This window comes from Staphylococcus delphini (genome assembly GCF_900636325.1).
Taxonomy (GTDB): domain Bacteria; phylum Bacillota; class Bacilli; order Staphylococcales; family Staphylococcaceae; genus Staphylococcus; species Staphylococcus delphini.
Genome location: NZ_LR134263.1, coordinates 2061697 through 2074472 on the forward strand (window position 1 = coordinate 2061697; position 12776 = coordinate 2074472).

Consider the following 12776-nt stretch of genomic DNA (forward strand, 5'->3'; position numbering starts at 1 on the left):
ATATTCAATGTCAAAACAAAAAGCCCATTCTACTCACTTAATGAATAAAACGGACTTTTCATCTTACATCTTTAAATTAAAGACTTATGGGAATTTAGGAAACTGATCAAAATCAGGATCACGTTTTTCTTTAAACGCGTCACGGCCTTCTTTCGCTTCATCAGTTGTGTAGTATAACAATGTCGCATCACCAGCGAATTGTTGTAAACCAGCTAGACCATCTGTATCTGCGTTCATCGCTGCTTTTAAGAAACGTAACGCTGTTGGTGAATGACGCATGATTTCTTTACACCATTGCACTGTTTCCTCTTCAATGTCAGCAAGTGGTACGACTGTGTTCGCCATACCCATATCCAACGCTTGTTGTGCATCGTATTGACGACATAAGTACCAAATTTCACGTGCTTTTTTATGGCCGACAATGCGCGCTAAATAACCTGAACCGTAACCAGCATCAAATGAACCTACTTTAGGCCCTGTTTGACCAAATTTTGCATTATCAGCCGCAATTGTTAAATCACATACGACTTGAAGGACGTTACCGCCACCAATGGCATACCCTTTTACCATCGCGATAACTGGTTTTGGAATGATACGAATTAAACGTTGTAAGTCTAACACATTTAAACGTGGAATTTGGTCATCGCCGACATAACCGCCATGGCCACGTACTTTTTGGTCTCCACCAGAACAGAACGCTTTGTCGCCTTCACCCGTTAATACAATGACACCTACACGTTCGTCATCTCTTGCACGTGTAAATGCATCAATCATTTCTTGTACTGTATTCGGTGTGAATGCATTATGTACTTCCGGACGATTAATTGTGACTTTCGCAATCCCTTCAAAAAATTCATATTTGATTTCTTTATATTCTTTTAATGTTTCCCATTGTCTTTCCATGGTGGACCTCCTCAAGTTAACCTTTTATAAACTCTAATAGTATTGTATCAAATTTAACGCCATCTTCCACATTTACCGTATGACCGACTTGCGGTACGACTGTCAATTGTGCCTCTGAAAGCACGTCAGACATACGTTCAGCAATATGCACAAACTTTTCATCCCATTCCCCTACGATGAGTTGCACAGGCAATTTCAAACTTATTAATTGTGGCCATAAGTTTGGCATATGTCCTGTCCCATAATCACGCAATGCTTTCGCTAATCGCTTCGGTTGTTGCGCAAGTCTCAGCTCGCGAATATGTTGGCGTGTTGTCTCCTTTAAAAACCGCTGTGTTTGGAACAATGGCAATTTTTCCCAATCATTCACAAACACTTCAATGCCCGCAATTTCAAGAACACGCGCCCGAGCTGCATCCACTTGTTGACGTTCAAGACGTGCATCATCATCTTCAATTCCAGGTGAGCCGCTTTCTAACACGACACCTGCCAACGCATCTTGATATTGCAATGCATAAGCTAATGCAACACGCGCCCCCATTGAATAGCCATGAAGGTATAGCGTATAGGCTCCGAACTGTGCCAACACAGCATTTAATTGCGTACATATCCAGTCAAAATCCCACACAACTTCTTCTGATGATTGATCTTGACCGTGACCAGGTAAATCCACACATAAGACGTGCGCCGCTTGGGTCAATGGCTCAATATGAGATGAAAATGTGCGTTGATCACTGATAAAGCCGTGCAAGAGGATGATCATTTTGTTCGTTTCTGACTGTGCTCTATACCAGTTATAATGTAACATTCACAACTTCACTCAATTTCTGATATAAATTTTGATGCGCTTCGTAATTGGCTTCACGTTGCGTCACAACTTCAAATAATGTCGGTGTCATCGTCGTCAAATGGCTGTATTCGAACGCTTGTAAGTCTTGGAAGCGTTTATAGTTAAAGTCATACAACAATGCTGCATGTTCAAAGTTCAAACCTGTCGGCGTACCAAACAACCGTTCAAAATGTTCAGGTGCTCCTTCTTTTTGTGGTAAATAAGAAAAAATACCGCCACCGTCATTGTTTAATAAGACGATGTTCATATGGATATCGTTCAGTTTCGACATTAATAGCCCGTTCATGTCATGATAAAATGCAATATCGCCTATAAGCAATGTCACTTTTTGATGTACAGCCATACCGAGTGCTGTAGAAACCACACCATCGATGCCATTCGCCCCTCTATTGGCATAAATGCGTGCTTGATGGTCAATATATAAATTATCGATATCACGAATCGGCATACTATTGCTGACAAATAACGCGTCGTCAGCGCCTAATTTATCGAGTACACGACTGACATACGCCGCTTCATCATTCGCTGTTTCTTGGTGTGCTTTAATCGTATGACGCGCCTGTTCTTCCATACTTTGCCATTGTCGCAACCACATTTTTCGGTAAGCAGCAGGAATATCTCCTAATGCTCTGAAAAAGTCATTGGCCGACATTTCAAAAAAGTAATCGGGATTTTTCGGAAACGCATCGATATCTGCATTGTTTTGAACTAAAATTTGTGTCGCATCTGTCGTTTTCAACCACTGATTTAACTTTTTAGAGACGACTGGTTTACCGACACGAATGACAAAATCAGCCGACAAGTCGAGCCCTGAACGTAATAATAAATCATACGCCGTGACGACATTCGGATGTTGTGTCGCGCGGATACCATTAAGTGGATCAGCCAAGATCGGCAAATCATATATCGTCGCGAAAGTTAAAATTTGTGAAATATCTTGATGCTGCATGTCCCCTACAACAATCAGCCCTTTAGATTGCTTTAACACTGGAAGAATTGCACTGAAATCCATCGTTTTTTGATAGTGGGGCCGTTCATAATGCAATGACGTCAACAAATCTTGACGCGACAGATCCGGTGTTAACGGTTCACGGAAAGGTAAATTGAAATGCACTGGACCTTGGTGTGGACCGTCGAAAAACTGACTCGCCTTTTGTAATTGGTATTTGTTCACATCCAATGTATTAGGCGTACCATCTGCAATCGGTAAGTCGAATTGGAAACGCACATAGTTTTGAAACATATTGACTTGATTGATTGCTTGTGGCGCACCTACACCTCTTAATTCATGCGGTCGATCACTTGTCAGTACAACGAGGGGCAAACGACTAATATGACTTTCAGCAATAGCAGGCACATAGTTTGCAGCAGCTGTGCCAGATGTACAAAGAATCGCGACCGGACGTTGACTCCCTTTGATTAAACCTAACGCAAAAAAAGCCGCACTTCTTTCATCAGGATGGATCCACGTTTGAATATGCGGATGACATTCAAACGCGAGTGCTAAAGGCGTGGAGCGTGACCCCGGACTGATCACGACTTCACGTAATCCATATGCATATAATTCTGATACAAAATGAAACACTTGCTCCGTCAAAAAGCGCTGATTAGTCATGTTCACTCACCCCTAAAGCTACCATCATCGGTTTGTATTTTAATTCTGTTTCAGCGACTTCTTCTGCTGCATCCGAATCTTTCACAATGCCCGCACCTGCAAAGAGTAACGCTTGCTGATGATTCATTAACATCGAGCGAATGGCCACGATAAATTCACAATCATCGTACATATCAATCATACCGACTGGCGCACCGTAAAGGCCACGTGCACCAAATTCATGCATTTCAATATATTCTAATGCACGTGCTTTCGGATATCCCCCTAGCGCAGGCGTTGGATGTAAATCATCTATCAGCTCAATATAGGATTTATGCGCTAATGGGCCTCCAATTTCAGTATATAAATGGTATAAATGGTCATTTTTCAATACTTGTGGCTCACGATTATAATCGGCATACTGAATAAACGGTCGAATATCTTCAAGAATGCTTTCGACGACAATGCCGTGTTCAATTAAGTTTTTTTCATTTTTTAACAACGCATTAATACGCGCCTGATCTTGTGCTTCATTGTGTGTTCTTGGAATTGTTCCCGCAACGGCTTTCGTTGATAACATGCCATTTGTAACCTTAAATAATTGCTCGGGCGTTTGAGAAATAAAAATATCATCTTCTGACTCTAACGCGAATAAATAACTATTTTTTTCATTTTTAAGTGCACGATATAATACGGCCCCGATTTCAATATCCGCATCAAATTGCACCATACGACGTCGAGAGAGCACGACCTTTTCATCATGTGCTAATTTTGCTGTCGTTTCCTCGACTAATGCTTCCCACTCATCTTTATATATATCTTCAATCCGCTTAATCTGTGGCGGCGTTGTATTTTGCACGACCACACGCGGTAAATGATTTAACTTTTCAACTAACTCATATAATTGTTCAATCGAAAACGCTTCTTTTTGTACAGTATATGTTAAAAACGTTTCTTGATTGACTTGCGATATTAAGACTTCAGGTAAAATAAAATGATTCACACCAAAGCGACGCCATTCATCCCCCATCCGCTTGGTAGAAAATTGAAATCCACCGCAAATACGTAAATGATGGCGTTCAGAATCGGGATGGATTAATGCGATATCATCTTTAAATTTTTCCCATTCTTTAAAAATAGAACGTTTATTTGTAAAATCATTTTTTATTTTTGCTGCAACACGGTATCCAAAAAAAGAAGTTTCGTTATCATTTAATCGAAAATAAAAACGGTCCCCTGCATCTTCTTTCGACATATCGAACAACGTAATCGGATCTAATTGTTGTTCTAATTTGACTTCAACTGAGACCCATTGTTGTTTTGTTTGTTGTACCGCGTCGATGATTGCCTGTTCGCAGACATCAACACTCATCCCATACTCACTTCTTTCATCATAATCAAGTTTTATCCATTATTACATTTTAACATTTTTAAAGACGATTGTGTGCACAAGTGTCTTTTCCATAATATTGTTATTGATTTCATTGACGAACTTTTTTATAATATCAATGTAATATAAATATTATAAAAAAGAGGTTGACTAACATGACGTCTCAATTTGAAAAACATTCAACGTTTCACAAATATTGGCAACTCATGCGTCCTCATACATTAACAGCATCCGTTGTTCCTGTTTTAGTCGGAACAGCGACTGCAAAACTTTTTTTATTAGGTAGCGAGGACCATCTCCATTTCGGTTTATTCTTAGCAATGTTGTTCGCTTGTTTGTTAATTCAAGCCGCAACGAATATGTTCAATGAATACTACGACTTCAAAAAAGGGTTAGATGACCATGAATCAGTAGGTATTGGTGGCGCCATCGTACGTAATGGGATGACACCCCAACATGTATTAAGACTTGCAATTATTTTTTATATCATTGCAGCAATACTTGGGCTTTACTTAGCAATTCAAAGTTCATTTTGGCTTATTCCTGTTGGTCTGTTATGTATGGCTATTGGTTACCTATATACAGGCGGTCCATTCCCAATCTCATGGACACCGTTTGGCGAATTATTCTCAGGTGTTTTCATGGGTATGATTATTATCGTGATCGCTTTTTACATCCAAACAGGCAACCTTCAAAATTATGCTTTTTGGATTAGTATTCCTATTGTCATTACGATTGGGCTCATCAACATGTCAAACAACATTCGTGACCGAGTTAAAGACAGTCAAAGTGGTAGACGCACTTTACCTATTTTATTAGGAAAGCGTGGTTCGCTTATCTTTTTAGCAACATTTTACGCGATTGCCTACCTGTTTGTCATTTACACTGCACTATTCAAAGATGGCGGTTCACTGTTCTATTTGCTCGTGTTACTGAGTTTCCCACTACCAGTGAAAGTGTATCGTCGCTTCCAAAAGAATGATACACCGCAATCAATGATGCCTGCAATGGCGGCTTCAGGTAAAACGAATACATTATTCGGTCTACTTTACGCATTGGGTATTTACATTAGTGCACTGCTTGGTGGCGTATAAGTTAAAATACTCGATAGAATCGTGGTCTTAGAATAACAAAGGCTTCGATTCTTTTTTTACATTTTTATATATCGTACCACACTATTCGCTTATAAACGAAAATGTATTTACGAAATTTTAATATATCTCTACTTTACCATTTTTCTCACTCGTGTCATCCCCTATTTTCATACGTAAGGTTAAAGAAATGCCACGCTTTTGATATTTTCACGCACTTTATAAAATCGAGAAGCTTTTCTGAGTGTCCCGCATACTGCACCATAACGGTATGCATGTATCTGTTAAACGTCATACCTCAAATGATCGACTTCAGCTAATTCTGAGACGCTTGTACTAATTGATGGCGCGCATTGAAAAATTGTCGATAGGTTAAATACGTCGCAACCAATGCTGAAATAATCGTCGCTGTAGTATGAATAAATACGACCATTAACTGAAACTTAATCGCTTGTATCGGTGGCACACCTGCAATAATCATGCCCGTCATCATACCCGGAATCGACACAAGGCCATATGTCTTGACAGAATCAATCGTCGGCACAATCGCGACTTTGACACTTTCCCTAATCGCTTCTTTTGCTGCCATAGCTGGACTTGCACCTAAAGAAAGTTTAGCTTCAATGACCGTTGTCTCTTTCGTAAAAATACGATCTAAATTTTGATAACTTAAATTAATCGCAATCATGCCATTACTGCCCACCATGCCTGCAACTGGAATAATTTCATTCGGTTTAAAGTCAATAGCGCCCGTTAAAAGCACACCACCTAAAGATAGAGTTGCGCCTGTGAGTATCCCTGCTAAAGAAATCCAAAATGCATGACGCACCACTTCTGGTTTTCGCTTTTGTGTATTGGCAGCCGCGTTAACCATAATGACTAAAATGAGTAACAGTACAATCCATGTCGTTTCTAATTTAAAAACAAATTCCAGTAAATAACCAATGATCACTAATTGAATCACTGCACGTATCGCTGCAATAATTAAATCTTTAGCAATATGTAATCGCTCTTTAAACGAAACTAAAATGGGAATGAGTAGCAATAATGATGTCAGTAATAGCGAAGTCGTACTCATCATGACAAACGCGCCTCCCTCGTTAACATACCATCACGAATTTCCATTTTGCGGTGAAATTGGCGTTGACTTTGTGCATCATTGTGCGTAATCCACAAAACGGACATGCCCTCTTGAACTAAATCAAACACCAATTTTTCAATTTGACGACTGCTCTTGTCATCTAACGCACTCGTCGCTTCATCTAGCATCAGTATATCTGGCGTAAACATGAGCTGGCGTGCAATCGTAATCCGTTGCTTTTCACCCCCGGACATATGTTGCACCTTGTCCGAAAGTTTATATTTTTTTAAACCTACTTTTTCTAACAGCTTTTTTGCTTTAGACTTATTAAACGAAACTTGACGCACCTTTGCTGGAAAAGCTAAATTATCTTGAATCGTCTCACCAAACAATTCCACACTTTGCGGCAAATAACTGATATGCTGTCTCAATATTTCCGGTGAATAGTGTGCATAAGGTTGTCCTTTAAATTCAATATTTCCACTAGTTGGGCTCATTAAATCTGCAATTAACCTCAACAGCGTACTTTTACCACTTCCAGACGGTCCGACAACAGCCACCGCTTCACCTTTGTCGATATGACAACTGATATTGTGTAAAATTTTGCGTTCACCGCTTTCGTAGCTGACATTTGTTAACTCAAGCATAGGCGTTTCCCTCATTTTGATAAATCATATAGCGGTATTCATGCCCATAAAGTACTTTTTTCATTTTTTCTTGGAATCCTAACTTACGATACAGTTGATAGGCACGTTCATTCTGCTCATCACAGTTCAAGCTCCATGTCGCTTCTGGATTCGATTGGAGCCTTGCTTGAATCAATTTTGTTGCAATGCCTCGACCACGAAACTCAGGGAAAGTGGCAATCGTTTCAATATAGACATCTCCACACTCTGCCTCTAATACAGGTAATGGCGTGCCTGTTTCTAATTGAATATTTTCAGCTAAAGTTAAATTTTGCCAAGCCTGTTCGTATGTCGTTTCGTATTGGCTCGGATACGCAATCAAGATGCCTGCCACTTGTCCTGCAACTTCATAAATATCTACGTGTTCAATATGATTGCGATAATGAACTTCTGTTGCGCTTTTAACAAGTGCTGCTATCACGGTTTCTTTCTCATAACGACGCACAATTTCAAGTTCCATATCTTGCCAAACGATGTATGTTAACTCTGCAATCGCACGCGCATCTTGGGGTGTTGCTTTTCTAATCATATTTGAGTCACCTCACTCTTTACATTTTAGCCTATTTATCCGACGTTTAAAAATACTCCAATATTTATACAAACAAACGTTCTAAAAATACTTCACAAAACGGAACAAATGTTCTATAATTGAGTTGAGGTGATTTCCATGCATGATCGTACGCTCCCTACAGCATACCAATCCGAAACAGACTATCGAAAAATTCCAAGACAATATCTTAACACTCGAATTCCTAGAGGGCGCGGCATTGTGAAATGGGCCCCTTTCGCAACATTGCCCGAACAGTTTGAAGCAATTAAACAATTCGAAGCCAATCAACTTAAAATCGACCGGCCTGACTTAAGTGAAGATCAAATCAACGAACTGAACCAAATGCTGCATTTAAAAATATCGCACAACGCTTTTAGTAAAATTTACTATTGGCGTGCTGGACATATCCATACCATTCAAGGCTATATCGCGAGTATCGATACATTGACGAACGAATTGGTGCTTACGAACGAACGCCGCACTGATCGATTAGTCATCGGGTTGAACGAATTGTATGCGATTGAATAGTATCGCGCATGCAATCTCATCGCGTGATGGACTTGATTTTATCCTATACCCTGATTTGAAAAAAGATGCAACCGTTTGATTCAAAAAGATGACTTGGATAACTTTTTATCACATTAAAAAACATAAAAACACAGCAAACATTGCACGAATGACAACATTTACTGTGTAAAGTTTAACCATGAAAAATCAATAAAATGACGACCGCTACAATTTGAGCGACTGTTGTGGTGATAATTCGACGTGTGTACATATAACTAAAACCGAGCAACAATTGGCAAACAAAAATGAATGTCACAATCCACCATTGATCTAAATAGATGAAAAATGAACCTGAAGCTAAAGCTCCGACTAATATAGAGAGCCACGGTTTTGAAGTCATACGCACGATTTCTTTTTGTAAAATGGTACGCATATATAATTCATGACATGGCATAACAAATAAGAGCGTCACTAAAATTTGCCATTTAAAATAAACACCTGTTCGTGATAATTGTTTAATCAACGAAGCATACGTCAGTTCTGAAGTGATCCATGAGAAAATGACTTGTATCAGTACAAGCCCAACGCCAGTCGCTAACCCTATCGCAATGGAAGTTAATAGTCGTTTGGAGGCAAAATCTCTTTGATAAAAAACATAACTAATGCCTGCGATTAACATAATTCCTGTATAGAGTTGCCAATATACACCATGCTCACCCCACAACAACATTAAAATAATGTGGAAAGCAATAAAGCTCAGTATAAACCAAAGTAGCGGTTTGTTGATCTTTTTCATATACGTTTATCCTTTTTGTTCAATAATTTCATATCTCTTATGATTAATCACTGTTTTTTCAGGCAAATCTAATTCGCTGAAATTTTCCATGATTGTTAAATCAACAATGACAGAGTTATCATTGATTTTTTCAACTTTTCCTCGTATCCCATCATAGAATTCTACGATGTCTCCTACTTCTGCAATTGTCATCTTTCTGTCCCCCTTAGAAATTTACTAGCATATATTGTACTAAAATTTACATTTTAAATAAACAATTTACGTCAATTGTCAGAAATTATTTACATTCAGTGTCTTTTTAAGATAAATGATTGGAAAAATCGAATTAAATCATGCATAACATAAGTAAGGGCATATTTTGGGAAAGGAGTGTTTCTGAGTGAAATTTATTAGTAATCAAAACCATACTGATCCAACATTAAACTTAGCGATGGAAGAGTACGTATTAAAAACCGTACCTATGGATGACGACGATAGTTATTTTCTATTTTACATTAACCGACCGTCCATCATTGTGGGCAAAAATCAAAATACGATTGAAGAAGTGCATCAACCTTACATCGAAACACATGCGATTGATGTCGTACGCCGTATTTCTGGGGGTGGCACAGTGTATCATGATTTCGGTAATTTAAATTTCAGCTTTATTACTAAAGATGATGGCGATAGTTTTCATAACTTCAAAAAATTCACGCAGCCGATTGTTGAAGTCCTCAACGATTTAGGTGTAAAGGCTGAACTCACAGGCCGTAACGATATTCAAGTGGGTCAAGCTAAAATTTCGGGCAATGCGATGGTCAAAGTAAAAGACCGTATGTTTAGTCATGGGACACTTATGTTGAACAGCGATTTAGATGAAGTGCAAAATGCATTGCGTGTCAATCCTGCAAAAATTCAATCTAAAGGCGTCAAATCTGTCCGTAAACGTGTCGCTAACATTCAAGAATTTTTAGATGAACCGCTCGATATTGAGACATTCAAAGCCATTATACTCAAAAAATTGTTCGGTGAAGCAGAAGTCGAATCTTATATTTTGACAGAGGAAGACTGGAAAAATATTGAAAAGTTAAGCAACGAAAAATATCGTGCGTGGGACTGGAATTACGGTAAAAATCCAAAATATAACTTTGAGCGTGAGCATAAATTTGAAAAAGGTTTTGTTCAAATTAAACTTGATGTCAAAAAAGGTCGTATTGCGCATGCTAAAATTTTCGGAGACTTTTTCGGTGAAGGTGATGTGACCGAACTTGAAAATGCACTGACAGACGTTTTACACCAAAGAGCAGCCATTCAAGAAGCGCTGAAAGATTATGATCTTTATCATTACTTTGGTGACATTCCTCGTGATGGTCTCATCGACATGATGGTTTAATACACGTAAACGACACTGTCATTAATCATATTGTATATTAACTTCGTCTGATTCCGAGGCAAATGTAGTATATTTTACTTTTGCTTAAAGTGTAAATATCACCTCATTAGTTAATTTCTGAATATAAGAGGGTTAAAAATTTAACATAATGACGTAAAAACAGGACTACCCCATACATGACGGATAGTCCTGTTTAATTTGAAGACGTGGATACAATTTGACTACTCACCGTTGACTGCCTCCAACTCTAAATATTCATCAGTATACTTTAGAAATGCTTGTTCATTTTTATTGACCAATGCTTCATCAATTAAATACTGCAATTTCTGCTTTCTTTGGTTCTTCAATGCATGTGCAATCACAAGTTCAACGCCCAGCTGATTAATCGTACGGACCGGGTCAGCAACCATTTGTTTCTTTACATCAGTTTGATTTTTCATGTTGAGTCACTCCTTTGTGTTAAATGCATAGTATTAAGTTATTAAATAGTATAACGAAACATGGCGCAAAACGCAACGAATTTTCTGAATTTTTAAAGTAATTAAGTCAAATTTTTATCTGATTTTTGTAATATTATCCATATATTTACAAAACGACGTTGACTTAATTCAGAATATTCATATAATGAGAATTAGACAGAGAGACCCGACACCTTAAGAGATAGGAGGGTTCTATTATGGACCAAAAATCCAACATCATGTATGCAATTAGTAAAGGAGATATGTTTTTGAGACCAGTAGATGGTCCTGATGGTGCGCTCACGAGTACGGAAATCTATAGATATGATGGTGATCATTTTATTATTCACGATCGTGCCCAACGTATTATTGAGCGCAGTTGTAGACATTATGGTGAATCGTACTCTGGAAGAAAAGCACAAGCTAAACGTATCGCCAATATCTCTAACAAGACACCAATATTGCTCACTCCCATTTATCAAACCTACTTTTTCCCCACTCACTCGGATAGGGTTCCTGAAAATAGTTGGCTGAACATGCATTACGTAGTCAAACTTAAACCATTAAAAGGCGCCCGTTGTAAAGTCACTTTTGCCAATGATTTAACTGTCACGCTGCCTATTTCGCATCATAGTATTAAACATCAATTTTTGAATTGTGTTTATTTCGCTTATTTAGTAGGAAGGTCTAATCAAGTACAAACACATAATCCTGAAAAACCTATTGATTACGACCAGCAACCTTTTAATATTTTTGAAGCACTATCGCAATATGCTTTATTAGAAAATGCAAAGAGAGAATTAGAAGAAAAGAAGAAAAAAGCGACTTACTTGTAGCTATGTTATTTTGAATTCTTGTATTGAATGAATCATGATGGTATGACTTGAGAGAAAACGCAACATGTTTCATCTAGACTATTTCTTTAACAAAGTGTAAAGTTAGCGGAATTTATATACGCATAGTGTAAATGTTCCGTTAACTTTTTTGTTATTAACCCTTGATTTCTCCAATGATGTTGATATAATAATATTTGTGATTGAAAAGTTATTCCACAGTAGCTCAGTGGTAGAGCTATCGGCTGTTAACCGATCGGTCGTAGGTTCGAGTCCTACCTGTGGAGCCATGGAAACGTACTCAAGTTGGCTGAAGAGGCGCCCCTGCTAAGGGTGTAGGTCGCGAAAGCGGCGCGAGGGTTCGAATCCCTCCGTTTCCGCTAGATAGGAAACAATGGCTAATATTTGTTTCCTTAAAATCACCAAGAACGCTGTTATGACGGCGTTCTTTTTATTTTCACTTAATATCCCTTATTATCCGTTTTGAAATAAAGTGGTCAAAATTTGGTCAAATAAGGGGATTTTTCATTTTTTTGACCTCTCGTTGACCAAATGTTGACCAAATGTTGACCAAATGTTGACCAAATGTTGACCAAACTAACTTCTCGACAGCCAATAAAAACCGCCCCACCTATTGCAGGCGGGGCGGTTTTTATTCGTTTTCT

The 12776-nt window shown here is 38.4% G+C and carries 14 protein-coding genes and 2 tRNA genes; 6 read left to right on the forward strand and 10 right to left on the reverse strand.

All coding sequences use genetic code 11. The features are described 5' to 3' along the window. Window positions 1–84: 84 nt before the first annotated feature. Genes menB through EL101_RS09685 form a run of 4 tightly spaced genes read right to left on the reverse strand, consistent with a single transcriptional unit; the run spans window position 85 to window position 4719 of the window. Window positions 85–903 (reverse strand): 1,4-dihydroxy-2-naphthoyl-CoA synthase, encoded by an 819-nt coding sequence (menB, locus tag EL101_RS09670; RefSeq protein ID WP_096598243.1) that lies wholly within the window; start codon window positions 901–903, stop codon window positions 85–87. A gap of 16 nt (window positions 904–919) precedes the next feature. Continuing rightward, on the reverse strand, window positions 920–1711 hold the full coding sequence (menH, locus tag EL101_RS09675; protein WP_096598245.1) for a 2-succinyl-6-hydroxy-2,4-cyclohexadiene-1-carboxylate synthase: 792 nt from the start codon (window positions 1709–1711) through the stop codon (window positions 920–922). Further along, on the reverse strand, window positions 1698–3368 hold the full coding sequence (menD, locus tag EL101_RS09680; RefSeq protein WP_096598247.1) for a 2-succinyl-5-enolpyruvyl-6-hydroxy-3-cyclohexene-1-carboxylic-acid synthase: 1671 nt from the start codon (window positions 3366–3368) through the stop codon (window positions 1698–1700). The genes menH and menD overlap by 14 nt, the downstream gene beginning before the upstream one ends. Further along, the gene (locus EL101_RS09685) at window positions 3361–4719 is read right to left on the reverse strand and encodes an isochorismate synthase (RefSeq protein WP_096598249.1); all 1359 of its coding nucleotides are present in this window, start codon (window positions 4717–4719) and stop codon (window positions 3361–3363) included. Before EL101_RS09685 ends, menD begins: the two co-directional genes overlap by 8 nt. A gap of 173 nt (window positions 4720–4892) precedes the next feature. On the opposite strand from EL101_RS09685, the gene EL101_RS09690 reads away from it, so the two are divergent. Further along, window positions 4893–5831, forward strand: a complete 939-nt coding sequence (locus EL101_RS09690; RefSeq protein ID WP_019165636.1) for a 1,4-dihydroxy-2-naphthoate polyprenyltransferase — start codon at window positions 4893–4895, stop codon at window positions 5829–5831. A gap of 313 nt (window positions 5832–6144) precedes the next feature. Here the strand turns inward: EL101_RS09690 and EL101_RS09695 are convergent, their stop codons facing one another. From EL101_RS09695 to EL101_RS09705, 3 genes are read right to left on the reverse strand one after another with little or no spacing between them, the layout of a single operon-like run. Continuing rightward, window positions 6145–6909 (reverse strand): ABC transporter permease, encoded by a 765-nt coding sequence (locus EL101_RS09695; protein ID WP_096598251.1) that lies wholly within the window; start codon window positions 6907–6909, stop codon window positions 6145–6147. Beyond that, complete coding sequence (locus tag EL101_RS09700) at window positions 6906–7556, reverse strand: ABC transporter ATP-binding protein (RefSeq protein WP_096598253.1); 651 nt, start codon at window positions 7554–7556, stop codon at window positions 6906–6908. The genes EL101_RS09695 and EL101_RS09700 overlap by 4 nt, the downstream gene beginning before the upstream one ends. Then, entirely contained in the window at window positions 7549–8124 is a 576-nt protein-coding gene (locus EL101_RS09705; RefSeq protein WP_096598255.1) for a GNAT family N-acetyltransferase, read from the reverse strand. The genes EL101_RS09700 and EL101_RS09705 overlap by 8 nt, the downstream gene beginning before the upstream one ends. 138 nt (window positions 8125–8262) lie before the next feature. Between EL101_RS09705 and EL101_RS09710 the strand changes: the two genes are divergently transcribed. Further along, on the forward strand, window positions 8263–8673 hold the full coding sequence (locus EL101_RS09710) for a YolD-like family protein (RefSeq protein WP_096598257.1): 411 nt from the start codon (window positions 8263–8265) through the stop codon (window positions 8671–8673). A 172-nt stretch (window positions 8674–8845) separates the two neighbouring features. On the opposite strand, the gene EL101_RS09715 is transcribed toward EL101_RS09710, so the two are convergent. Together EL101_RS09715 and EL101_RS09720 are read right to left on the reverse strand one after the other, a co-directional pair. Continuing rightward, window positions 8846–9448 carry a CPBP family glutamic-type intramembrane protease gene (locus EL101_RS09715; protein ID WP_096598259.1) on the reverse strand — a complete coding sequence of 201 codons (603 nt, stop codon included), beginning with the start codon at window positions 9446–9448 and terminating at the stop codon, window positions 8846–8848. 6 nt (window positions 9449–9454) lie between these two features. Continuing rightward, on the reverse strand, window positions 9455–9640 hold the full coding sequence (locus EL101_RS09720; protein ID WP_096598261.1) for a YkvS family protein: 186 nt from the start codon (window positions 9638–9640) through the stop codon (window positions 9455–9457). Between the two features lie 187 nt (window positions 9641–9827). Here EL101_RS09720 and EL101_RS09725 point away from each other — a divergent pair, with 187 nt between their 5' ends. Beyond that, window positions 9828–10820: a lipoate--protein ligase gene (locus EL101_RS09725; RefSeq protein ID WP_096598263.1), complete on the forward strand. Its 993-nt coding sequence runs from the start codon at window positions 9828–9830 to the stop codon at window positions 10818–10820. Between the two features lie 221 nt (window positions 10821–11041). On the opposite strand, the gene EL101_RS09730 is transcribed toward EL101_RS09725, so the two are convergent. Beyond that, window positions 11042–11260 (reverse strand): IDEAL domain-containing protein, encoded by a 219-nt coding sequence (locus EL101_RS09730; protein ID WP_096542675.1) that lies wholly within the window; start codon window positions 11258–11260, stop codon window positions 11042–11044. A 236-nt stretch (window positions 11261–11496) separates the two neighbouring features. Between EL101_RS09730 and EL101_RS09735 the strand changes: the two genes are divergently transcribed. The 3 genes from EL101_RS09735 to EL101_RS09745 all read left to right on the forward strand — a co-directional run bounded on the left by EL101_RS09735 (window position 11497) and on the right by EL101_RS09745 (window position 12491). After that, window positions 11497–12114 carry a competence protein ComK gene (locus EL101_RS09735; RefSeq protein WP_096598265.1) on the forward strand — a complete coding sequence of 206 codons (618 nt, stop codon included), beginning with the start codon at window positions 11497–11499 and terminating at the stop codon, window positions 12112–12114. 212 nt (window positions 12115–12326) lie between these two features. Then, a tRNA-Asn gene (locus tag EL101_RS09740) sits at window positions 12327–12401 on the forward strand. A 1-nt stretch (window position 12402) separates the two neighbouring features. After that, window positions 12403–12491: transfer RNA gene (locus tag EL101_RS09745), tRNA-Ser, on the forward strand. Window positions 12492–12776 lie beyond the last annotated feature (285 nt).